This is a genomic window from Microcella sp., assembly GCF_033763155.1.
In the GTDB taxonomy this organism is placed as follows: domain Bacteria; phylum Actinomycetota; class Actinomycetes; order Actinomycetales; family Microbacteriaceae; genus Microcella.
The window spans coordinates 1-20751 of the sequence record NZ_JANRKZ010000192.1 but is presented as its reverse complement, the minus strand read 5'-3'; the positions used below and the strand labels follow the sequence as shown (position 1 = coordinate 20751).

The 20751-nt window shown below is 64.7% G+C and carries 22 protein-coding genes and 1 tRNA gene; 14 read left to right on the top strand and 9 right to left on the bottom strand.

The features are described 5' to 3' along the window. The first annotated feature begins 45 nt into the window (after positions 1-45). From SFU54_RS08150 to SFU54_RS08135, 4 genes are read left to right on the top strand one after another with little or no spacing between them, the layout of a single operon-like run. On the top strand, positions 46-417 hold the full coding sequence (locus SFU54_RS08150; protein ID WP_319015784.1) for a hypothetical protein: 372 nt from the start codon (positions 46-48) through the stop codon (positions 415-417). Further along, positions 407-781, top strand: a complete 375-nt coding sequence (locus SFU54_RS08145) for a hypothetical protein (RefSeq protein WP_319015783.1) — start codon at positions 407-409, stop codon at positions 779-781. Before SFU54_RS08150 ends, SFU54_RS08145 begins: the two co-directional genes overlap by 11 nt. 28 nt (positions 782-809) lie before the next feature. Next, positions 810-1739 (top strand): FAD:protein FMN transferase, encoded by a 930-nt coding sequence (locus tag SFU54_RS08140; protein WP_319015782.1) that lies wholly within the window; start codon positions 810-812, stop codon positions 1737-1739. Beyond that, a complete protein-coding gene (locus tag SFU54_RS08135) occupies positions 1736-3274 on the top strand; it encodes a 2Fe-2S iron-sulfur cluster-binding protein (protein ID WP_319015781.1) in 1539 nt (512 codons plus the stop codon). The genes SFU54_RS08140 and SFU54_RS08135 overlap by 4 nt, the downstream gene beginning before the upstream one ends. A gap of 76 nt (positions 3275-3350) precedes the next feature. Here SFU54_RS08135 and SFU54_RS08130 read toward each other — a convergent pair whose 3' ends face one another. Beyond that, a complete protein-coding gene (locus tag SFU54_RS08130; RefSeq protein WP_319015780.1) occupies positions 3351-3926 on the bottom strand; it encodes a hypothetical protein in 576 nt (191 codons plus the stop codon). A 122-nt stretch (positions 3927-4048) separates the two neighbouring features. Between SFU54_RS08130 and SFU54_RS08125 the strand changes: the two genes are divergently transcribed. Together SFU54_RS08125 and SFU54_RS08120 are read left to right on the top strand one after the other, a co-directional pair. Beyond that, positions 4049-4591, top strand: a complete 543-nt coding sequence (locus tag SFU54_RS08125; protein WP_319015779.1) for a peptidylprolyl isomerase — start codon at positions 4049-4051, stop codon at positions 4589-4591. A 140-nt stretch (positions 4592-4731) separates the two neighbouring features. Beyond that, positions 4732-5436 carry a rhomboid family intramembrane serine protease gene (locus tag SFU54_RS08120; RefSeq protein ID WP_319015778.1) on the top strand — a complete coding sequence of 235 codons (705 nt, stop codon included), beginning with the start codon at positions 4732-4734 and terminating at the stop codon, positions 5434-5436. 89 nt (positions 5437-5525) lie between these two features. On the opposite strand, the gene SFU54_RS08115 is transcribed toward SFU54_RS08120, so the two are convergent. Then, entirely contained in the window at positions 5526-5765 is a 240-nt protein-coding gene (locus tag SFU54_RS08115; RefSeq protein WP_319015777.1) for a cell division protein CrgA, read from the bottom strand. Positions 5766-5818: 53 nt separating this feature from the next. Here SFU54_RS08115 and SFU54_RS08110 point away from each other — a divergent pair, with 53 nt between their 5' ends. The 3 genes from SFU54_RS08110 (at position 5819) to SFU54_RS08100 (ending at position 7515) form a co-directional block, all read left to right on the top strand. After that, positions 5819-6643 (top strand): class E sortase, encoded by an 825-nt coding sequence (locus SFU54_RS08110; protein WP_319015776.1) that lies wholly within the window; start codon positions 5819-5821, stop codon positions 6641-6643. Between the two features lie 67 nt (positions 6644-6710). Beyond that, positions 6711-6869: a hypothetical protein gene (locus SFU54_RS08105; RefSeq protein WP_319015775.1), complete on the top strand. Its 159-nt coding sequence runs from the start codon at positions 6711-6713 to the stop codon at positions 6867-6869. A gap of 4 nt (positions 6870-6873) precedes the next feature. Beyond that, complete coding sequence (locus SFU54_RS08100) at positions 6874-7515, top strand: anthranilate synthase component II (protein WP_319015774.1); 642 nt, start codon at positions 6874-6876, stop codon at positions 7513-7515. A 7-nt stretch (positions 7516-7522) separates the two neighbouring features. Here the strand turns inward: SFU54_RS08100 and pknB are convergent, their stop codons facing one another. The 7 genes from pknB to SFU54_RS08065 form a co-directional block, all read right to left on the bottom strand. Next, the gene (pknB, locus tag SFU54_RS08095) at positions 7523-9229 is read right to left on the bottom strand and encodes a Stk1 family PASTA domain-containing Ser/Thr kinase (protein WP_319015773.1); all 1707 of its coding nucleotides are present in this window, start codon (positions 9227-9229) and stop codon (positions 7523-7525) included. 102 nt (positions 9230-9331) lie between these two features. Further along, positions 9332-10984 (bottom strand): serine/threonine-protein kinase, encoded by a 1653-nt coding sequence (locus SFU54_RS08090; RefSeq protein ID WP_319015772.1) that lies wholly within the window; start codon positions 10982-10984, stop codon positions 9332-9334. After that, positions 10981-12435 carry a penicillin-binding protein 2 gene (locus tag SFU54_RS08085; protein WP_319015771.1) on the bottom strand — a complete coding sequence of 485 codons (1455 nt, stop codon included), beginning with the start codon at positions 12433-12435 and terminating at the stop codon, positions 10981-10983. Before SFU54_RS08085 ends, SFU54_RS08090 begins: the two co-directional genes overlap by 4 nt. Beyond that, a complete protein-coding gene (locus SFU54_RS08080) occupies positions 12428-13861 on the bottom strand; it encodes an FtsW/RodA/SpoVE family cell cycle protein (protein ID WP_319015770.1) in 1434 nt (477 codons plus the stop codon). Before SFU54_RS08080 ends, SFU54_RS08085 begins: the two co-directional genes overlap by 8 nt. Continuing rightward, the gene (locus SFU54_RS08075; protein WP_319015769.1) at positions 13848-15086 is read right to left on the bottom strand and encodes a PP2C family serine/threonine-protein phosphatase; all 1239 of its coding nucleotides are present in this window, start codon (positions 15084-15086) and stop codon (positions 13848-13850) included. Before SFU54_RS08075 ends, SFU54_RS08080 begins: the two co-directional genes overlap by 14 nt. Before the next feature lie 6 nt (positions 15087-15092). Beyond that, the gene (locus SFU54_RS08070; protein ID WP_319015768.1) at positions 15093-15578 is read right to left on the bottom strand and encodes an FHA domain-containing protein; all 486 of its coding nucleotides are present in this window, start codon (positions 15576-15578) and stop codon (positions 15093-15095) included. Continuing rightward, positions 15575-16306 (bottom strand): DUF3662 and FHA domain-containing protein, encoded by a 732-nt coding sequence (locus SFU54_RS08065; RefSeq protein WP_319015767.1) that lies wholly within the window; start codon positions 16304-16306, stop codon positions 15575-15577. Before SFU54_RS08065 ends, SFU54_RS08070 begins: the two co-directional genes overlap by 4 nt. A 118-nt stretch (positions 16307-16424) precedes the next feature. Here SFU54_RS08065 and SFU54_RS08060 point away from each other — a divergent pair. The 5 genes from SFU54_RS08060 (at position 16425) to SFU54_RS08040 (ending at position 20632) form a co-directional block, all read left to right on the top strand. Further along, a tRNA-Leu gene (locus SFU54_RS08060) sits at positions 16425-16510 on the top strand. Between the two features lie 95 nt (positions 16511-16605). Further along, positions 16606-17145 (top strand): YaeQ family protein, encoded by a 540-nt coding sequence (locus SFU54_RS08055; protein WP_319015766.1) that lies wholly within the window; start codon positions 16606-16608, stop codon positions 17143-17145. A 43-nt stretch (positions 17146-17188) separates the two neighbouring features. Beyond that, positions 17189-18919 carry a DEAD/DEAH box helicase gene (locus SFU54_RS08050; protein ID WP_319015765.1) on the top strand — a complete coding sequence of 577 codons (1731 nt, stop codon included), beginning with the start codon at positions 17189-17191 and terminating at the stop codon, positions 18917-18919. Positions 18920-19042: 123 nt separating this feature from the next. Continuing rightward, positions 19043-20194 (top strand): LPXTG cell wall anchor domain-containing protein, encoded by a 1152-nt coding sequence (locus tag SFU54_RS08045; protein WP_319015764.1) that lies wholly within the window; start codon positions 19043-19045, stop codon positions 20192-20194. A gap of 30 nt (positions 20195-20224) precedes the next feature. Next, positions 20225-20632 (top strand): heavy-metal-associated domain-containing protein, encoded by a 408-nt coding sequence (locus SFU54_RS08040; RefSeq protein ID WP_319015763.1) that lies wholly within the window; start codon positions 20225-20227, stop codon positions 20630-20632. Positions 20633-20751: the final 119 nt, after the last annotated feature.

Genomic DNA, 20751 nt, shown 5'->3' with positions numbered 1-20751 from the left:
TGTTCGAGGGCGCTCTCTGAAGTCGCGGAGGCATAGCGTCGAAGCATGAAGACGCAAATCATCACCGCCCTCTCGATCGCTGCCGTGTTGGGCACCGCGGGCGGGGCCTATGCCGTGAACCAAACGATGTTGACATCGGCCTCGAACGAGTCATCGGTGATCGGCAGCGCGACTCCTGTGCTGGTGCCGGTCGCCCCCAAGGGTGCCGACATTCCCGCTGACTACCGTGAGCAGTTGGCCCAGGCCGTGAATCAGAAGCCGACCCCGGCCGGTGGCCTTGTGTCGTCGAGCTCCGGCGACACGTCATCGTCGCCGGCCCCGAGCGCCTCGAGCGATGACAGCTATGACGACTCAGACGAGTCGTCAGAAGACGAGCATGAAGACGAATACGAAGACGAGTCAGACGATGACGACTAACGACCGACCGGCTGCCGTCGCCCGCGGCCTCACCGGCGCGGGAACGGCCATCGCGCTCATTAGCATGGTCACCGCGTTTCAGATCTCGGCCGCCGTGGCTGAGCAACAAGCGCAGGCGGAGGCCATTGCGTCGCCGACTGTAGCGCCGACGAATGTGCGTGCCCAGGCCGTGCGCGTGCTCGATCCCTCCCTGCTGCCCGAGATTGTCGCTGCTGCCCCTGTCGCTGCACCGTCGACGAATTCGAACTCGAGTTCTGGATCGACCGCGGCCGCGCCAGCGGCCCCGGCCGCGCCTGCCCCTGCTCCGGCCCCCGCGCAGCCGGCACCCCCGGCGAACGGCACGACGGCCGGTTCGGGCGGCTAAGCCGTTCAGTGGTCGCCCTCACATGATCATGAGCACGATCGATCTCACGCACTCGTGGTCGATGATGGGCGGTACTGCCCGCCTGTGGGTGGTCGTGCCCGCCGATGCCGACACGAGCGGCGGATCATTCGCTGCTCTCGTCGAAGACCGCGGTGCCCACCTCGAGCGCCGCTGGAGCAGGTTTATCGCCGAGAGCGATCTCACGTCTCTCACCGAGGCGAGCGGGCACTCGGTCGAGGTGGACGACGACACCGTCACCTTGTTGCAGGCAATGCGCGATGGGTGGCGGGAGACCGACCATGACTTTGACCCGACGCTGCTGCCAGCGGTGGTTGCCGAGGGTTATGGCCGTTCGGTGATCGATGCGTCACGCTCGACCCAACTCCCTGAATCGGCACGCTCGCGCGGCGACCTCGACGCCATGCGCATCGCCGGTACGACGGTCACCCTGCCCCGGGGCACCGCTCTCGATGCGGGAGGCATCGGAAAGGGACTCGCCGCCGATCTGATTGCGGCCGATCTCATCGCTGCCGGCGCGGCGGGGTGCCTCGTCGAGGTTGGGGGAGACATACGTGTTCGTGGAAATGCGCCGGATGGCGTTGCGTGGCGCATCGCCGTCGACGATCCCTTCGTCCCCGGCACCGAACGCCAGCAGGTGCGGCTGCGCGACGGCGGCATCGCAACGTCAAGCCAACGGAAACGCCGCTGGACGACGAACTCGGGCGACGAACGCCACCATCTCATCGACCCGCTGACGCAGCGCAGTGTGATCTCGAGCATCCAAACCGTCACCGTCATCGCGTCGACGGCCGCTCGAGCCGAAGTTCTCACCAAGCCGGGGTTTCTGCGCCCACCCCGCGACTACCTCGACTGGATCCCCACCCGGGGAGCAGCCGCCTTGCTCATCGACGCCGACGGCGCCGAGTACACCACCACGAATTGGAGCGACTACGCATGAATGATCCGCACTTCTGGTGGTACGTCACTCGCGCGAGTGCCGTGCTCGCTTGGGTTCTCATGACGGCTGCGGTGTTGTGGGGCATCACGCTCTCGACCCGCGTGTTTCGCGGCGCTGACAACCCCGCGTGGTTGCAAGATCTGCATCGATTCTTGGGCGGCACAGCCCTGGTGATGACGGGCATCCACATGGTCTCGCTAATGCTCGACCCGTGGCTCGCCATGCCGATCGATCAACTGTTGATTCCGCTCATCGCGGAGTACCGGCCGGTGCCCGTCGCCCTCGGAATTCTCTCGTTCTACGTGCTGCTCGCCGTGCAGCTGTCATCGCTCATGAAGAATCGTCTGCCCCAGCGGTTCTGGAAGGCGGTGCACTACCTGAGCTATGTCGCCGTGCTCGCCGTGGCGATTCATGGTGCTTTTGCGGGAACGGACGCGGGTGCGGCCTGGTACCAGGGTGTCGCGACGGTCATCGTCACGGCATCGGTGATCGCGCTCATCGTTCGCTTGGTGATGGCACGGCGTCGCACTCCGGCCTCGTCGACGCGACCGGTATCGGGCGACGGTGCGGTTCCGTCGCTTGCCGAGGCGAACCCGTCAAACCCGCTCGCTGTCACACGCATGCGGATTATCGCGAAGCACCCGGTTGCCGACGGAGTCGTGCGGTTGCGACTCACGCGCGTCGACGGCAAGCCGATCGAGCCCTGGTATGCCGGGGCGCATGTGACGCTGCGCCTGCCCATAGGAATTGAGCGACAATACTCGCTGTGCAGCGACCCCGCCGATCGGGCACACGTCGACATTGCCGTCTTGCGCCAAGAACCTACGGGCCAGGGCAGTGCCTACCTCCATGATGTCGCCAGCCTCGGCGATGAGCTGGATGTCATCGGCCCCCGAAACCACTTTCCGCTCGAGGCGGCCCACGAGTATCTGTTTATTGCCGGAGGAATCGGCATCACGCCGATTCGCGCAATGATCGAGGCTCTTCCGCCCACTCGGGCATGGCGCTTGCTGTACCTGGGGCGCACGCGGTCAGAAATGGCCTTCTCGCGTGAACTCGAAGAGCGTTACGGAGATCGTGTCCGCGTTATTGCCGGAGATGAGCGCCTCGAGAGACTTGATCTTGCACGCGAGATTGCGGCGACCCAGGCCGACGTCTATGCCTGTGGCAGCGGCGGCTTGCTCGATGACGTCGTGGCTGCGACCCCTCACGCCCGATGCCATGTTGAACGCTTTATCGCAGTGGATCGCTCGACGGGGGCTGACCGCGCGCCACTGGTGGTGGTCACGAGAAAGACAGGACGCCGCATCGAGGTCAGTGCCGACGAAAGTGTGCTGACGGCGATGCAGTCGGCGGGCATCCCGGTGGCAACATCGTGTGGAACGGGCGTGTGTGGAACCTGCGAGACCCGAGTGCTCACGGGCACGCCGCTGCACCTTGACTCGGTCATGCCCGATGACGACAAAGACGAGATCGGCGTCTTCTACCCGTGCGTCTCACGGGCCAAGACCCCGGAGTTGGTGCTCGACGTTTAGTCGCGCACTGATGACGCAGTCTCGATGTTTAGTCGCGCACTGATGACGCAGTCTCGACGTTGAGGCGCCCTCTGCGTTACTCGGCAGTGGGCGCCGCGTCAGCGTCGGGATCGACTTCTTCGACCCACAGGTCGTCGTCGGCACGCAATGTTTGCCAGGCGGCGTAGGCAATTGCGGCCGTGGCCACGACACCGAGACCGATGAGGATGTACCGACCGGGCCCCGGCTTCGGCTTCACTTCGATGATGCCGACCTTCTGACCCGCGCGGGTGGCAAGGTCGCGACCGGAAGCCGACACCTGACGAATCGCGTCGCGAATGCGCTTGTCGCGCGCCACGTCGAGTACGGCAATCGCCGAACCAATAGCGCCCGAGACCGCGGGCATGACGTCATCAACGAACCGCTCGCGCGTGGCCGAGGCTGCGTGACGCACTGAGCCGATTCCGGCTTCGACACCGGGGACGATGCGCCTTTCGTAGGTGTCGCGCACTCGAGGGGCAACGTCTTCGCGCGCAACCGAGGCGGCCTGACGGCTCGCATCGCGCAGGATGCTCGCCGCACGTTCGAGAACCTCGCGCTGTTCGTCCCACACGTCGCCGGCTTGGCGGCGCAACTTCTTCAATTCGCGCTGGCGCTTGCGTGATAGTTCCATGGAATCCTCCTGGATCGACCGTCGTCGGCTCTCCCATCCTGGCACCAACACCGAGCACACCCAACCGATGTCGTAGGAATGCACAGGAATCGGCCAGTGCGCGCCGTGCCAGAATGGGCGACATGTCCATCCACACCGCCGTCGCCACCATCCACACGAACAAGGGCGACATTGTCGTCAACCTGTTCGGCAATCACGCGCCGAAGACCGTGCGCAACTTCGTCGGTCTCGCGACCGGCACGCAAGAGTGGACGCACCCGGCCACCGGCCAGAAGACCACTGACCCCTTGTACAACGGGGTCATCTTCCACCGCATCATCACTGACTTCATGTTGCAGGGCGGCGACCCGCTCGGGCGGGGAATCGGCGGCCCGGGCTACGAGTTCGACGATGAGATTCACCCTGAACTGCAGTTCAGCGAACCCTTTTTGCTGGCGATGGCCAACGCCGGCAAGCGCGGCGGCCGTGGAACGAACGGCTCGCAGTTCTTCATCACCACGGTTCCGACGCCGTGGCTGAACGGCAACCACACGATCTTTGGTGTCGTCGCCGACGAGAGCTCGAAGGCCGTCGTGAAGGCGATCGAGGCTGTTCCCACCAACGCCAACGACAAGCCGCTCGACGACGTCGTCATTTCGAGCATCGAGGTTGTCGAGGTCGCGTGACGACGTCGGCGTCGGGCGCCGCCGATACGGGGGCGGATGCTCGAGTCTGCTACCGGCATCCTGACCGCCCCAGCGCGGTGCGCTGCCAGCGCTGCGATCGTCGGGTGTGCCCCGAGTGTCAGACGCCGGCGGCGGTGGGTGTGCAGTGCCCCGAATGCATCGCCGCTGCCCGCGCGGCCTCCCCGAAACGGCCCTCGGCGATCGTGCGCGCCTTCCGACCCGGCAGTCGTGTTCCGGTTGTCAGCTACAGCATCCTTGCTCTCACGCTCATTGTTTTCGCGCTCCAGTGGGTCACTCAAGGTGCCGTCACGAGTGCGCTCGCGTATTTCCCCCCGCTGACGGCGCAAGAACCGTGGCGCATGCTGACGGTCGCCCTCGTGCACTCTGACCGCTCGATCTTTCACATCGTGTTCAACATGTACTCGTTGTGGGTGCTCGGTCCGTTGCTCGAGAGCCTGATCGGCCGCGCACGGTTTGCCGCCCTCTACGTGCTCTCGGCACTGGGCGGATCAGTTGCCGTCTTGTGGCTCGCACCGCTGTCTGTTGTCGTCGGAGCATCCGGAGCGATCTTCGGTCTACTCGGCGCCTTCTTCGTTATTCAGCGCCGGCTGGGTGGGCGAAACATTCAGCTGGTCGTGATCATCGCGATCAACCTGGCTCTGGGATTCATCATTCCGGGCGTCTCATGGCAATCGCACGTGGGAGGCCTCGTCGTTGGCGCCGTCATCGCCTGGATCATGGTGCGGACACGTCGTATTGACCAACAGCGCCGCCAAGCCTTGTTCATTGCTCTGGTCGGCGGGGTGCTCGTCGCACTCACCGTGATGCGGTTGACGCTCTTCTAGGACGACCGCTCGCGACGGCACATCAAGTTATCCACAGGTGACTCCACAGTGGGGATAATCACACCGGTGTAGTTTTGGAGAACTCCTGGTCAGCGCCAGCGGGTCGTCATGAGGAACCCAATGAACATGATTCCGAAGCCGACCATGATGTTCCACGGCCCGAGGCTCGGCACGGGCCACGAGGCCTGGCTGACGTAGTAGACCAAGATCCAGATCAGGCCGACGAGCATGAATCCGAACATAACCGGCTTAAACCAGACGGGGTTCGGGGCGTCGTTGCCACGGGGGGTCTCGGGGTTTTCGGCGCTGCGCGCAGTAGTCCTGGCCATGGAGTGCAGTCTAGCCCGAGAGCACCCCCGGCACCTGCGCCTAGAATCAGGGGATGCACGAGACGGAGCTTGAGTCGACGTCGGAGCCCGAGCCGCTCACGCGCCGCGATGCTCGTGCGCGCGCATCAGCGACGGTGAATGTGCGTCCGCCAGCGAAGCTCTCAATCACGGGCGTGCTGGGCGAGCTGCTCATCACCGCCGGTGTCGTGGTCATGCTATTTCTCGGCTGGTACATCTGGCTCAATGACATCGTGACCGGAGGCGAGCAGCAGCAGGCGGCCGAGGTTGTGCAACAAGAACTCCAAGACCAGTACGAGCGCGGTGAAGCGCTGGCCGAACGGCCGACCAACCCCGGTGAGCCGGTCGTCTCAGTCGCCCCTCCGGCCGGCCAGGTTTTCGGTGCCTTGATCGTTCCCCGCTTCGGCGAGAACTATGTGCGATCGATCGCTACTGGTGTCGACGTCGAGACCGTGCTCAACAGTCGCCGCATCGGCATTGGTCATTACCCCGACACACAGATGCCGGGTGAGGTCGGCAACTTCGCCATTGCGGCTCACCGCAACACGTGGGGTGGCGCCTTTAGCGACGTCGACAAGCTGCGACTCGGTGATCGCATCTATGTCGAAACTGTTGACGGATGGTACGAGTATTCGTTCCGCGGCCTCGAATACGTGTGGCCCACGGGCGTCGACGTGCTCGAGCCGGTGCCGGCTTTTCCGGGAGCGACGGCGACTGACCGCGTGCTGACGATGACCACGTGTAATCCGCGGTTCTCAACGGCCGAACGCATCGTGGCCTATGCGGTATTCGAGACGTGGTACCCGCGCGCCGGGGGTCCGCCGAGTGAGATATCGGGTGTTGTCGAGGCGCGAGGGTGACCGGCGCTGTGATCTCTCGTGAACCGCGGTCGACCTGTTCCGCACCACACCCGCGAAGGAGCTGCTGATGTACGCCGCGCTGTGGCGCATTCTCCCGGGGCCCGTATGGCTGCGCATCCTGATTCTCATCGTGATTGCCGCAGTCGTCATTGTTGCGCTCGTGCAATGGGTTTTTCCGTGGGCAGCGGACACGCTGCTTCCACAAGAGTCGACGGTGGGAGGCTAAACCAGTGCGCGTTCTCGTGATCGACAATTACGACAGCTTCGTTTACACGCTCAACGGCTATCTGCAGCAGCTCGGAGCAGAGACCACCGTCGTTCGCAATGACGTCGTTGATGATGCCGGCGCTGCGGCGCTCATCGCGGATTACGACGCGGTGCTGATCTCACCTGGCCCGGGAAATCCGGCATCGGCGGGAATCTCGATCGCCGTTGTGCATGCTGCGATCGCGTCAGGTCAGCCCCTTCTGGGGGTGTGTCTCGGGCACCAGGCCATCGCCGAAGCCCTGGGCGCCACCGTGACCCACGCTGATGAGCTGATGCACGGCAAGACATCCCAGATCGAGCATGATGACAGCGCGTTTTTCGACGGTGTTCCGCAACCGTTCCGAGCGACGAGATATCACAGCCTCGCGATCGTCGACAGCACCGTGCCCGACAGCCTCGTGGTGACAGCCCGCACCGAAGGCGGCATCATCATGGGCGTGCGCCACCGCTCTGCGCGGGTGCACGGCGTGCAGTTTCACCCCGAGTCGGTGCTCACGGAAGGCGGCTACCGGATGCTCGGCAACTGGCTGGCCGAGGCCGGGCTGCCCAGCGCGCGCGAGGCGGCCGTCGGACTCAGCCCGCTCGTCACCACCACGCACGCCTAACGGCGCGTTAGGTTCCGCTGCAGTAGCGCAGCGTCACCGGCGACCCTTGCGGCTGGTCACCCGGAGGCAAGGATTGCGCCGTGACGAGTCCGCCGGTGCACCCACCGTCGCCCTCAACCGCCACCTGCAAACCGATCGCCGTGAGCTGTGTTGACGCCTCACCGACAGATTGGTCACGCACGTCGGGTACTCGCACGAGACCGGTCGACACCACGAGGTTGACCGAGTCGCCCGGCCGCAGCTCGGTGCCCGACTCGGGATCACTGCGAATAACCACGTCTTTGCTCACCGACGACGAGTTCTCGGCCGTGACCGTACCAACGACAAGGCCCTTCTCGGCGAGGAGTGCTTGCGCTTCCGCGAGTGTCAGCAGAGTGAGGCTCGGAACGTCGATCGGCTGGGGGCCTGATGAAACGACAACCGTGATGACTTGCCCCGGAGAAACCGTGATGCCGGCGGCGGGATCCGTGCTGATGATCTCGCCCTCGGGCACCGTGTCGCTGACCTCGGTCGTCGGCTCGGGCTGCAGTTCAGCATCCAGCAGAATCTGTCCGCCTTCGTCGTACTGAAGACCGACCACGTCGGGAACAGTGATGGCAACGGCGTCGACAAGCGGGGTGCGCTCGAGGTTGAGCGCCCAGAACAGCACGGCCGCGATGACCACGCCGACGACGGCGATGCCCGCCCACATCCACGCCACGGGAGGTCGTGACTGGGTTCGAGCACGACGTTCTTCGTCGTCAACGCTGAGTTGGCGCATCGCAGCCTCGGTGTCGGCAGTGGCGTGCGGGTTGACACCGAAGAGCGTCGAGGTGAAGTCGGCCGGGGCGTCAACGCGCTTGGGGGGCACCTGGCCCGTGGCCGCCGCGGTGACGTCGTTGCGGAAGTCGCTCGCGGTCTGGAAGCGCTCGAAGCGATCTTTCGCGAGGGCGTGCAAGACGACGGCATCCATCGCCGCCGATACCTGGGGGTTGATGCTGCTCGGAGTCGGAGGTGCTTCGCTCACGTGCTGGTAGGCGACGGCAACAGCCGACTCACCATGGAACGGGGCGCGGCCGGTGAGCATTTCGAACAGCACAACGCCGCTGGCGTAGAGGTCGGTGCGAGCGTCGACTGTTTCGCCGCGCGCCTGTTCTGGCGAGAAGTATTGGGCGGTGCCTAAGATCGAGCTGGTCTGCGCCACCGTTGCGGCCGAGTCAGAGATCGCGCGCGCGATTCCGAAGTCCATGACCTTGACCTGGCCCGACGACGTGACCATGACGTTTCCGGGCTTGATGTCGCGGTGAACAACGCCAGCGCGGTGCGAATACTCGAGCGCCGTCAAGATTCCTTCGGCAATGCGCGCTGCTTCGGCAACGGGAAGCGGACCGTCGGCGATGATGTCTTTGAGCAGACGGCCTTCGACGTACTCCATGACGATGTACGGAACGATTGTCTCGCCGCCACCGGGCTCGCGAACAATTTCTTCGCCGGCATCGAAGACACGCACAATGGTCGGATGCGCCATGCGCGCAGCAGCCTGCGCCTCGTGGCGAAAGCGAGTGCGAAACACCGGGTCAGAAGCGAGTGCCGACTTCAGTAGTTTGACCGCCACGCGCCGACCGAGCTTTGCGTCGGTGGCGACATGCACGTCGGACATTCCGCCGCGGCCAATGAGAGGGCCGAGTTCGTAGCGTGCGGCGAGCAGTCGGGCGCCCTGTGCGACCTCGTCCATCGATGCCTCGGTTTCTTCGCTGGTGCTGTGCTGGTGCGGTGCTGTGCTCGCCAGTCTAAGCCGCTGTGGTCACAGCCGCTGAGTGGCTCTCGGTTCGCGGGGCTAGCCGATTGGAATAGCGAGTTCGTTCGACCGTTGCGACTGCAGGGTCGAGCAGATTGCCACGTAGGTCACCCGCATTTGGCCACTCGCTGCGATCGTGACCGGAAGGTCCGTGGCCGAGGAGGGCAACGGGAGCGAGAGCCCGGGCGAGCCACCCACGATCGTGAAGTTGTATCCCGTCAAGGGGAAACCGGCTGGGCAATCCGCGTAGACCGGCCAGCTGAGCGTGACCGTGCTGCCGCCCGGGTACGGGCCGGTGCCGGGGTCAATCGCCAGGTTCGACGGTTGCGGGGGCGTCGGAATCGGCGCGTAGAAGAACACCGTGATCACCGTGCCGGGCTGAACAACACCGCTGCGGGGGTTGATCTGATACGACAATCCCTGGTCGGCAGCCGACGGGGCGATGTTGCCTTCGACGGGGTCAAGTCGCAGTCCGAGTTCGGCCACTTTGGCGTCAATCGCGGTGCGCGTGCGTCCGAGCCACTCACTCTCGACAATCGCCACCGTTTCGATGGTCGGTGTCGGAGACGGCGTCTCGCTGGGGGAGGCCTCGCTCGACGGGGTGTCGCTGGGCTGCGGCTCGGGTGTATTCGGCTGCGCGAACACGGCAATGAGTGCGCCGACGAGAAGCACCACGAGAAGCCCAATGAGCGCCACGAGCGGCCAGGTCCACGGGCTGCGTCGTGTTTGGGTGGGCATCGCGGGCGTGGCCACCGGGCCAACATTCGGAAGCACTCGCGTGGCGCTCTCGCTGTTCATCGGCTGCACACGCGTCGCGGCGGTTGCGGCAGCACCGGAGGCGATGGTGGGCACAATGGCTGCCGCACCGGCCAGGTCACCGCGCCGCAAGGCCTGGGCCGCTCGCGCAAACAACAGGGCACTCGCCGGTCGGTCAGCAGGCTTCTTGGCGATCGCCGCGAAGACCAGGTTGCGCACGGGTTCGGCGACCGTAACGGGCAACTCGGGCGGAGCGTCGTTGATTTGCGCCATGGCAATGGCCACTTGCGACTCACCCGTGAAGGGGCGACGGCCCGCCAGTGCTTCGTAGGCGACAATGCCCAACGAGTACACGTCGGTTGACGGCGATGCCGGATGCCCGCTCGCCTGTTCTGGAGACAAGTACTGCACCGTGCCCATCACCTGACCGGTCGCGGTCAGAGGCACCTGGTCAGCGATGCGAGCAATACCGAAGTCGGTGATCTTCACGCGGCCGTCGGGCGTAATGAGCAGATTGCCGGGCTTGATGTCGCGGTGGACGAGGCCCGCCTGGTGGGCAGCATGCAACGCCGATGCCGTTTGCGCGACGTAGTCGAGCACTTGATCAGCGGGCAGAACGCGTTCGCGTTCGAGAATCGTCGAGAGCGCCTCGCCCGGAACGAGTTCCATGACGAGGTAGGCGCTGCCTTCTTCTTCGCCGTAGTCATAGACGTTGGCGATTCCCTCGTGGTTGACGAGCGCCGCGTGTCGCGCCTCGGCGCGGAATCGCTCGAGAAAGCCCGGGTCGCCGAGGTACTCGTCTTTCAAGATCTTGATGGCGACGGTGCGACCGATTACGAGGTCGGTGGCTTGCCACACTTCGCCCATGCCGCCGATCGCGACGCGCGACAGCAACTGGTACCGGCCGCCGAACGTCAGCCCACTGGTGGGTCTCATCTGCTCAGCACCGCCTCAAGTACTTGCCTCGCGATCGGAGCCGCGATCTGATTTCCTGACCCGGACTGGCCGCGTCCCCCGCCGTCTTCGACGACAACCGCAATGGCTACCTGCGGGTTGTCAGCCGGAGCGAAGCCGGTGAACCACAGCGTGTACGGGGCGTCATCGCCGTTCTCCGCCGTACCCGTCTTACCGGCCACAGCGACGCCTTCTATTCTGGCATTGCTCGCCGCGCCGTTGGCTACCCCGTCCACCATGAGTCGGGTCATCGTCTCGGCGGTTACGCGCGAAATTGGCTGGCTCGAGAGGGTCGCCTCCGGTTGCTCAACGATGGAGAGATCGGGCGCGATGATGCGGTCAAGCAGCGTGGGCTGCATGAGATTGCCTCCATTTGCGATCGCGGCGCTCACGAGCGCCACTTGCAGCGGGGTAACCCGCACGTCGTATTGACCGAACGACGAGAGCATGAGCTGGGCATCGTCGAGGTCACGGGGGAAGGTCGAGGGGGTTGCTTCCATCGGGACCTCGAACGCTGTGCCGAAGCCGAACGCCTCGGTGTACTCGGCGAGAGTTTCTTCACCCAACGCGAGCCCGAGCTCGGCGAAGGGGATGTTGCAGCTCAGGCGCAGCGCCGTCGCGATGGTGACGGTCGTTCCGCTGCCGCACGAGCCGCCGTTCGAGTTGGTGATGGTGTCGGTGCTGAGCGGCAAAGCGAGACGAGCGGGGTTCGGAAAAGCATCCTCAGGCGTGAACTGACCCGAGTCGATCGCCGCGGCGGCGACGAGCACCTTGAAGGTCGACCCGGGGAAGTACAGGTCTCCGCTAATCGTGCGGTTGACGAGGGGGTCGTTGGGGTCAGCAAGCAACTGATCGTAGGCCGCGAGCACGCTCTCGGTATCGTGAGCCGCAAGGCGGTTGGGGTCGAAGCTCGGCGTCGACACCATGGCGAGGATGCGCCCGGTCGACGGCTCGATGGCGACGACCGCTCCCTTCAGGGAGCCGAGCGCGTCATAGGCGGCTTGCTGAACGACGGGGTCGATCGTGAGCTGCACCGCCGCGCCGCGCGGGCGTTGGCCCGTGACGAGCGCGCCGAGTTGATCGAGAAACTGTTCGTTGGCCGTGCCCGTCAGGAAGTCGTTGTAGGCGCCTTCAACGCCGGTATTGCCCTGGTTGAGGGTGAAGTAGCCGGTGACGGGCGCATACACCTCGGGCGTGGAGTACTGACGCAAAAACGCGAAGGGTGTATCGACGGCAATCGACTGCGCGATGGGCGTTCCGTTGAGCAAGATCGGGCCTCGTTCGGCCGAGTAGCTCTCGTAGAGCGTGCGCACGTTGCGCGGGTCGGCTCGCAACTCGTCAACCGAGAACACTTGGATCACGCTCGTCGAGACGAAAAGCGCGAGAAACATCACGAGACTCGCGATGCTGATGCGCCGCAACTCTTTATTCATCGTCGCTCACCACCAGTCGAGGCTGGTGTCGAACAGTGTCGCTAAGGCGCAGCAGCAACGCCGCAATGATCCAGTTGGCGACGAGGGATGAGCCTCCTGCGGCGAGGAACGGGGTGGTCAGACCCGTCAGCGGAATCACGCGCGTGACGCCGCCAATGACCACAAACACCTGCAGAGCGATGACGAACGCGAGCCCGACGGCCAGCAGGCGCCCGAAGTCGTCGGTTCCGTTGAACCCGATGCGGAATCCGCGGGCGACGAACAGCAGGTAGAGACCCAGAATGGCGAAGAGGCCGACGAGGCCGAGTTCTTCTCCGAGGCTCGCGATGATGAAGTCGCTCTCGGCGAGCGGCACGATGTAAGGGCGCCCCTGACCAAGCCCTGTTCCGATGAGGCCACCGTTCGCCAGCCCAAAGAGTCCTTGCACGAGCTGATAACTGCCGCCGATGGCTTCGTAGTTCTCCTGATCGAACGCGCCCAGCCAGGCCGAGAAGCGACCGTTGACATAGCTGAGGGCTTGGCTCGCAATGAGCGCGCCACCGAAGAAGAGGCTGAGGCCCAAGACGACCCAGCTGAGGCGGCCTGTCGCGACATAGATCATCACGAGAAACAAGCCGAAGTAGAGCAATGACGTGCCGAGGTCGCGCTGAAAAACGAGCACGGCCATCGCGGCGAGCCAGACGATCAGGATGGGGCCGAGGTCTTTGCCTCTCGGAAACCGCATTCCGAGAAACGATCGCCCCACCATCGAGAGTGACTCGCGCGCGGTAACGAGATAGCCAGCAAAGAACACCGCCAGCGCAATCTTGCCGATTTCGCCGGGCTGGAACGAAAGCGGGCCAACCTGAATCCAGAGCCGTGCACCGTTGATCGTCTGACCGATGCCCGGCAGCATCGGCAGCAAGAGCAACCCGATGCCCACGAGCATCGCGACGTAGCGATAGCGGGCGAGGATGCGGTGGTTGCGCACCACGATCAACACTGCGAGGGCGATCGCCATGGCGATCGCCGTCCACACCATTTGACGAATGCCGGCGCTCTCCCAGCCCTCGAACCCTTCGGCAAGGTCAAGACGGTAGATCATCGCGACGCCGAGACCGTTGAGAGTCACGACGATCGGCAGGATGAACGGGTCGGCGTCAGGAGCAGTGAAGCGCAGCACCACGTGCATGCCGAGTGCGAGCATCCCGAGCCCCGCCCCGTAGACGAGCACGGTGCTGTCGATGTCGCCTAGTGCTCCAAGTTGCACGAGAACAACCGCTGCCCCCGTGATGCCGATTGCGGCGATCAGCAAGAGCAGTTCTAGGTTGCGCAGCTTCGCCGGGGCACGCAGCGTGATCGTGATGGATTCGGTCAGCGTCGGCCGCGGCTGACCGAGATCAACCGTGCCGCCCACCCGGCCCGCTGCCGGCTCAGTCGAGTTCATTCTCAAGCCGATCAATGATCGAGAGGGCTTCGGGCAGGTCGCTGGCATTGATCGTCGATTCGACGCGCTCGCGACTGAACGGCGACAAGTCGTCGATGTCGATGTCGCTCTCGAAGTAGACCGTCGAGAGCGGGAACGGACCGATGTTCTGTTGCACCCCTTGGAAGATGGCGACCTGTCCGTTGGAGACCCCGACGAAGTAGCGCGATTGGGTCCACTGGTACCCAGCAACCAAAAGGCCGATGATGAGGCTCGCGATGAGCAACACCCCGACAAGCCACACAATGCGACGGCGAACCTTGTTGCGTTCGTATTCGGCGATGAGGGCGTGCAAGAACTCTTCAGACTCCGGCTCGAAGTGTTCATCAGCGGGAGCCGTCACGGCGCTCAACGGGTGCAGCAAGAGTGAGGGCAACCGAACGCTGCGCTTCGACGTGCTCGCGGAATAGCTGAGCGGGCGAGCGGCAGACCCCACCATGACAGGGCCTCCCGCTGAGCTGGAGGGAGAACGGTCGATGCCCACGACAACGGCCGTCACATTGTCGGGCGCTCCGTTATCGAGACTCTCGTCGATGAGGGCCTGTATGGCTCGCTCGGCGTCGGGCTGCTCGGTGAGAATCTCACCCATTCGCGTCTCTGTGACGTAACCGCTCAAGCCATCAGAACAGAGAAGCCATCGGTCGCCGACGTCGGTCGTGAGCACCTCAACATCGATCTCGGGCGTGAGGTCGACGTCGCCCAGAACGCGCATGAGTACCGAGCGCCGGGGGTGAACCGCAGCTTCGTCAGCGGTGATGCGCCCGCTGTCGACCAGCCGCTGAACGAAAGTGTGGTCTTTCGTGACTTGCGTGAGTGTGCCCTCGCGCCATCGGTAGATGCGGCTATCGCCGATGTGGGCCAGCGCCAGCTGGTCGCCGACACGCACGATGCCACTAACGGTCGTGCCCATTCCTGCTAGCTCGGGATGCTCAAAGACCGTCTCGGCGAGCTCGTGGTTGGCCTCGAGCAACGCACTGCGGAGCGCCTCGATCGCATCGTCGACAGACTCGTATGGCTGGTCAATGTGCGCGATCGACTGGATGGCGAGGGCGCTGGCAACATCGCCGCCCGCGTGGCCGCCCATGCCGTCGGCGACAACAAAGAGGTGCTCGCCGGCGTATCCCGAGTCTTGATTGTTGGCGCGCACCTTGCCCACGTGCGAGCCAGCGGCCGAGAGCCTCGTCATGGGCGGCTACCGTCGCAGCTCGAACGTGGTTGTGCCGATACTGATCGGGGAGTTCAGGGGCACCGCCGTCGGCGCTCCAACCTTCTTGCCGTTGAGAATCGTGCCGTTGGTCGAGTCGAGATCTTGAACCATCCACGTGCCGTCCCACAGCATGAGCCGAGCGTGGTGGGTCGACGTGTAGTCGTCGCGAATCACAAGACCCGAGTCGGCCGATCGGCCGATCGTGAGCTGGTCGCCCTCAAGAGGCAATTCGAGCCCCTCTTTCGCGCCCGACGTGATGACGAGGCGACGCGCGGGCCCCGAGCCCGCTGCGGTCGCGGGCGTCATGGCCGCGGCAACAGCGACCGGCGCAGCGGCGCTCGCCGCTGCCGGCAGGCGGCGCACCTTCGTGCCAAAAAGATCAGACCGGAGGGTATAGACGATCGCAAAGATGAACGACCACATCAGAATGAGAAACCCGATGCGCAGCAGCAGCAGGGTGAGTTCACTCAACGGCCGCCACCTCCTCCTCGCGTGGGTGTTCTCGGGTTGGGCATTCGCGGGTCGGCCAGTTCTCCGCGCTGGGCCAGCACGCGGAACAGTATGCGGGTACGGCCGATCTCGATCACGCTATCGGGCGGCAACACTGCTCGCGTGATCGGCTCACCGTTGAGCAATGAGCCATTTGTGCTTCCTAGATCGGTCACTTGGGCCCGCGATCCGTCCCACAGAATCTCGATGTGCTTGCGACTCGTGCCGGTGTCGTCGAGCGTGATGTCGGCATCACTGCCGCGACCAATGATCGTGCGCGAGCGAGTGATCGGGTGACGCACGCCGTCGATGTCGAGCACCGGGTTCCAGACGACGGATCCCTTGACGGTTTCTGACTCAACCTGCAGCACGCCCTCAGCGAGCCCCGCATCGTTCACGAGGGTGAGATGGATGCCCCCCGGGAACGTGTAGCGCTGTGCCGACGCGTGCTGCTGCAACAGCTGGGTGAGTTCGTCGATGAGTGACTCGCCAAGGGCATCCATGCGCGCAAAATCAGGGGGGGCGAGTCGCACGCGCAGTTCGTTAGGGACGAGAATTCGTTCGCGCGAGACGACCGCCGCCTTCGTGTCGAGTTCGCGCCGCAGCGCCGCCGAAATCTCGAGGGGTTGTACGCCGCTCTTGAAGGTCTTGGCAAAGGCCCCGCCCACGGCGCGCTCAAGTCCGCGCTCGAAGCTGTCGAGAAGCCCCACGTGCGTCCTCCCTCGGCCGGTGACCTTCTGATGGTAGTCGGCCAGGCTTGCCAACACCGCACGGGGGCAAAGGCCCGCTGTGATAATCTCGCTGAGTTGACGGGGCGTGTTCCCGTTTGCGCGAGTGGCGGAATGGCAGACGCGCTGGCTTCAGGTGCCAGTGCCCGTAAGGGCGTGGGGGTTCAAGTCCCCCCTCGCGCACCAGTATTCATTTCTGGTGCGGGTTCATCGTGCGTGAGGCCCGTAGCGCCCACTCTCTGGGCCGCGCATGCCCTATCGCGGGGCTAGGCTCGGGCATCATGGCAGCCGGCGCAGTGGTCTATACGTTCACAGGGTCGTTGGCCGATGTTGACCGGGGTGTGTACGACGATCTCAACCTTCGCGTCGCGCGGCACCCGAGCGAGACCGACGCGTACATGATGACGCGCGTGCTCGCCTATTGCCTCGAGTTCGACGAAGGCATCGCGTTCAGCGAGGGCGTCTCGTCGACCGACGAGCCGGCCGTGATCGTGCGCGATCGCACCGGCCACCTCACTGCCTGGATCGAGGTGGGGGCTCCGGATGCTGAGCGCCTGCACCACGGGAGCAAGAAGGCCGACCGCACGACGATTTACACGCATCGCGACCCCGCGAAGGTGCTCGCCCTCTGGGCCGGCAAGAAGATTCACGATTCTGACCGCATCGTGCTGCACAGCTTCGACCCGGGCTTCATCGACGCCGCGGTCGCCGTGCTCGAGCGCCGCAACACCATCACGGTTTCGATGACCGAGGGGCAGCTGTATCTCGACCTCAACGGCGTGACGCTGAGCTCTGCGGTGCATGACCACCCGCTCGGCTAACCGCAACCAGGTGCCGCAGGGTCCAACGCGGTACCGTCAGTACATGACGACCGCTGACGCAGACACTTCGGCGGCCGCCGACACCACCACGACCTTCGCCGATCTGGGCCTGAGCGATGCGGTGCTCAAAGCACTGCGCGATGTCGGCTACGAGATTCCGTCTGCCATTCAGGCCGCAACGATTCCGACGCTGCTCGCCGGGCGCGACGTCGTGGGACTCGCGCAGACGGGCACGGGCAAGACCGCGGCCTTCGCCCTGCCGATCTTGTCGCGCCTCGATGTGCACCAGCAAAAGCCGCAAGCGCTTGTGCTCGCGCCCACGCGCGAGCTCGCGCTGCAGGTGTGTGAGGCCTTCGAGAAGTACGCCGCCCACTTGCGCGGCGTGCACGTGTTGCCCGTCTATGGCGGCCAGGCCTACGGCGTTCAACTCTCGGCACTGCGCCGGGGCGTGCACGTCGTGGTGGGCACTCCCGGCCGCATCATGGACCACCTCGCGAAGGGCACGCTCGACTTGAGCGAGCTCAAGTACCTCGTGCTCGATGAGGCCGACGAGATGCTCAAGATGGGCTTCGCCGAAGACGTCGAAACGATTCTCGCCGAGACCCCGAAAGAGAAGCAGGTTGCCTTGTTCTCGGCGACCATGCCGCCGGCCATCCGTCGCATCTCACAGCAGTATTTGAGCGACGCCGACGAGATCACGGTGAAGTCGAGCACGACAACCTCGGCCAACACGACCCAGCGCTACCTCATCGTCGGCTACCCGCAAAAGGTCGATGCGCTCACCCGCATTCTTGAGGTTGAGAACTTCGAAGGCATGATCGTGTTCGTTCGCACCAAGAACGAGACCGAGACCCTGGCCGAGAAGCTGCGGGCTCGCGGCTATTCGGCGGCCGCCATTAGTGGTGACGTCGCCCAGGTGCAGCGTGAGCGCACGGTCAACCAACTGAAGTCGGGCAAGCTCGACATTCTCGTGGCAACCGATGTGGCCGCTCGCGGTCTCGACGTCGATCGAATCAGCCATGTCGTGAACTTCGACATCCCCGTCGACACCGAGTCGTATGTACACCGCATCGGCCGCACGGGTCGTGCCGGCCGCTCGGGTTCGGCCATCAGCTTCGTCACCCCGCGCGAGCGTCGCTTGCTCACGGCGATCGAGAAGGCCACGCGCCAGCCGCTCACCGAGATGCGCCTGCCGAGCGTTGACGACGTCAACAGCACCCGCCTCGCGCGCTTCGATGACGCGATCACGGCGGCCCTCAGCCAGACCGATCGGGTGGCGGAGTTTCGCGACATCGTCAGTCACTACGTCGAACACCACGATGTTCCCGAACTCGATGTTGCCGCGGCCTTGGCCCTCGTCGCGCAGGGCGACACCCCGCTGCTGCTTTCGGCCGAAGAAGAGCGCGCACAGCGTTTTGCCGCCGACGATCGGGTGGCACGGGATGACCGGCCCGCGCGCGGCGGCCGTGACGACCGTGACGGCTCGCGCCCCGAGCGCCGCGCCCGCCCTGCCGCGGGAACCTTGGCGCCCTACCGCATCGAGGTGGGTCGCCGACACAAGGTCGAGCCGCGCCAGATCGTCGGCGCGCTCGCGAACGAGGGTGGACTCAGTCGCGAAGACTTCGGCGCCATCACGATTCAGCCCGACTTCTCGATCGTTGAGCTGCCCGCCGACCTCTCGCCCGCTGTGTTGAAGAGACTGCAGGGCACGCGCATCAGCGGCAAGCTCATTGAGATCGCTCCTGATCGGGGTCGCCCGCAGCGACGCCGCTGAGGCGCGAGGTCGAAACAGTTGGCCTCACAGCAGTTCCTATTTTCTTGAAGAGCGAATTGCTGTCATGATTGCCGAGCAAGCACCCCCCCTTGCGCTCACCCGAATCTTGCCGAGGTTTTTGCTGTGCCTAGACGCGATCACCGACTCGCCGTGCTGACGGGCATTGCCCTGGCCGCAGGCATCATTGTCCCTCTCGAACTCGTCGCTGTTGCTCCCGCGAGCGCCTACTGGGCATGCGAGACGGCCCCGCCGTATTCGGATTACGAGGGCACTTCGATGGAGTTCGTGTATTCGGCTTCGGGCGCGGCTGGCGACTCGCTTGAGATTCGCGTGCCGGACATGTGCATCTCCTCCACGGCATCGGTGACCGAGCTGTCGAACGCCGACGGTGTGACCGTGATTTTGCTCGCGGACGGAAGCAACGCTGCGACCATTACCCTTGCGCCTCCGACAGCCGATTTCGTTGGAGTTTCTCGCGTCGACTTAGAAGTCACCGACGGAGCAGAGTCGTACGTTCTTGAGCTGTACGGCCTCTTCGGGGTCGCGCCGACCACATACGGTTTTGGCAGGCCCGCGCCCGTCGCCACAGCCCTCGGCGCCCCCGCTTTCTTCCCCATCAGCGGTACCGTGCCTCGACCAGGCGCGACGATCAGGGCAGAGGTTGTGCGCTCGACCCAGCCCGTCATCGTCGAGTGGGTTGACTCGCCGAGCGACGGCATCGTCGTGACGCCCCCAGCCAGTTTTCGCGGGACGATCGGTGTTCAGGTCGTTATCACCGACGGCATCACGTCGACGCAAACGACCCTCTATCAGTGGGCGGGCATCCCGATTCCGACTACTGCAGTTTGGGCCCCGAACCCCCCTCCGGTTGCTATCGAACAGGGCGGAATCGCCTACTTCGACCTCTCGAGCGGCTTTGTACCCTTCGGCTCGGAGTGCGAGATTCGGGTGCGAACTGAACCCGACGTGCTGATCGCAGTGTCGCCACCGCCGCTCAGCGGGGCGGCATTTGCACCAGTGGACATCGTCATGAAAGATCAGGACTTCGTGGGGCTCGTGACGGTGTCGTACGACCTTTCGTGCGAACTCCCCGACTTGTCTGTCTCAAGTGTGGAATATGACCTGCTGGTTTACGTGGGCATCCCTATCCCCGAGCTCGCTGCAACCGGACCGGAGTTCAACGTTGTGCCGCTGGGTGTCGGGGCGCTCGCGCTCGTGCTCGGCGGGTTCGTGCTGCTACGTCGGCGCGCGGCCATCCTCACGCGTTCTCGGTAGTACCCCCGGGGGGTTTGCTACCATCACGCCATGGAGATCACGCAGTTCAACCGACTCAACTTGCTCACGGGAGCATCTGTCACCGACGCTGCCGACGCGGGCGGATGCTGTGGCGGGGGTTCGTGCATGTGTAGCAGTGGCGCCGCCTCAACCCCGGCGTTCGACCTCGCGGGCAGCCGCGGCCTCGTGACTCCGGCGGCGCCCGCAACCCCGGACGCGCCGGCGGCCCTCACGACGGAGTTTCTCGTGACGGGCATGACCTGTGGCCACTGCGTCTCGAGCGTGAGCGAAGAGGTCGGTGCAGTCGCTGGTGTCGACGCCGTCGAGGTCATCTTGAAGAAGGGTGGCGCGTCACGCGTGACCGTCTCGTCAGCCACTCCGGTTGACGCGGATGCCGTGCGCGCGGCGGTCGAAGAGGCCGGCTACCAGTTGGCATGAGTGTCGCAACGCAGAAGGGGCGCGGCCCCCCCGCCCCCCCCCGACATCGGTATTCCAGACATATAGCAGTGCGCGCACCCTCACCCGACCGCGCCCAAACAAGAGGGCGGCCCCCCAGC

Coding starts and splice junctions, on each gene's coding strand:
- pknB (WP_319015773.1), bottom strand. CDS start 9,229: ATGGACGAGGTCGCACAGGGCGCCCGACTGCTCGCCGCACGCTACGAA.
- SFU54_RS08140 (WP_319015782.1), top strand. CDS start 810: ATGAGCACGATCGATCTCACGCACTCGTGGTCGATGATGGGCGGTACT.
- SFU54_RS08125 (WP_319015779.1), top strand. CDS start 4,049: ATGTCCATCCACACCGCCGTCGCCACCATCCACACGAACAAGGGCGAC.
- SFU54_RS08145 (WP_319015783.1), top strand. CDS start 407: ATGACGACTAACGACCGACCGGCTGCCGTCGCCCGCGGCCTCACCGGC.
- SFU54_RS08075 (WP_319015769.1), bottom strand. CDS start 15,086: ATGACGAGGCTCTCGGCCGCTGGCTCGCACGTGGGCAAGGTGCGCGCC.
- SFU54_RS08050 (WP_319015765.1), top strand. CDS start 17,189: ATGACGACCGCTGACGCAGACACTTCGGCGGCCGCCGACACCACCACG.
- SFU54_RS08135 (WP_319015781.1), top strand. CDS start 1,736: ATGAATGATCCGCACTTCTGGTGGTACGTCACTCGCGCGAGTGCCGTG.
- SFU54_RS08150 (WP_319015784.1), top strand. CDS start 46: ATGAAGACGCAAATCATCACCGCCCTCTCGATCGCTGCCGTGTTGGGC.
- SFU54_RS08130 (WP_319015780.1), bottom strand. CDS start 3,926: ATGGAACTATCACGCAAGCGCCAGCGCGAATTGAAGAAGTTGCGCCGC.
- SFU54_RS08085 (WP_319015771.1), bottom strand. CDS start 12,435: ATGAATAAAGAGTTGCGGCGCATCAGCATCGCGAGTCTCGTGATGTTT.
- SFU54_RS08105 (WP_319015775.1), top strand. CDS start 6,711: ATGTACGCCGCGCTGTGGCGCATTCTCCCGGGGCCCGTATGGCTGCGC.
- SFU54_RS08090 (WP_319015772.1), bottom strand. CDS start 10,984: ATGAGACCCACCAGTGGGCTGACGTTCGGCGGCCGGTACCAGTTGCTG.
- SFU54_RS08080 (WP_319015770.1), bottom strand. CDS start 13,861: ATGAACTCGACTGAGCCGGCAGCGGGCCGGGTGGGCGGCACGGTTGAT.
- SFU54_RS08040 (WP_319015763.1), top strand. CDS start 20,225: ATGGAGATCACGCAGTTCAACCGACTCAACTTGCTCACGGGAGCATCT.
- SFU54_RS08055 (WP_319015766.1), top strand. CDS start 16,606: ATGGCAGCCGGCGCAGTGGTCTATACGTTCACAGGGTCGTTGGCCGAT.
- SFU54_RS08115 (WP_319015777.1), bottom strand. CDS start 5,765: ATGGCCAGGACTACTGCGCGCAGCGCCGAAAACCCCGAGACCCCCCGT.
- SFU54_RS08110 (WP_319015776.1), top strand. CDS start 5,819: ATGCACGAGACGGAGCTTGAGTCGACGTCGGAGCCCGAGCCGCTCACG.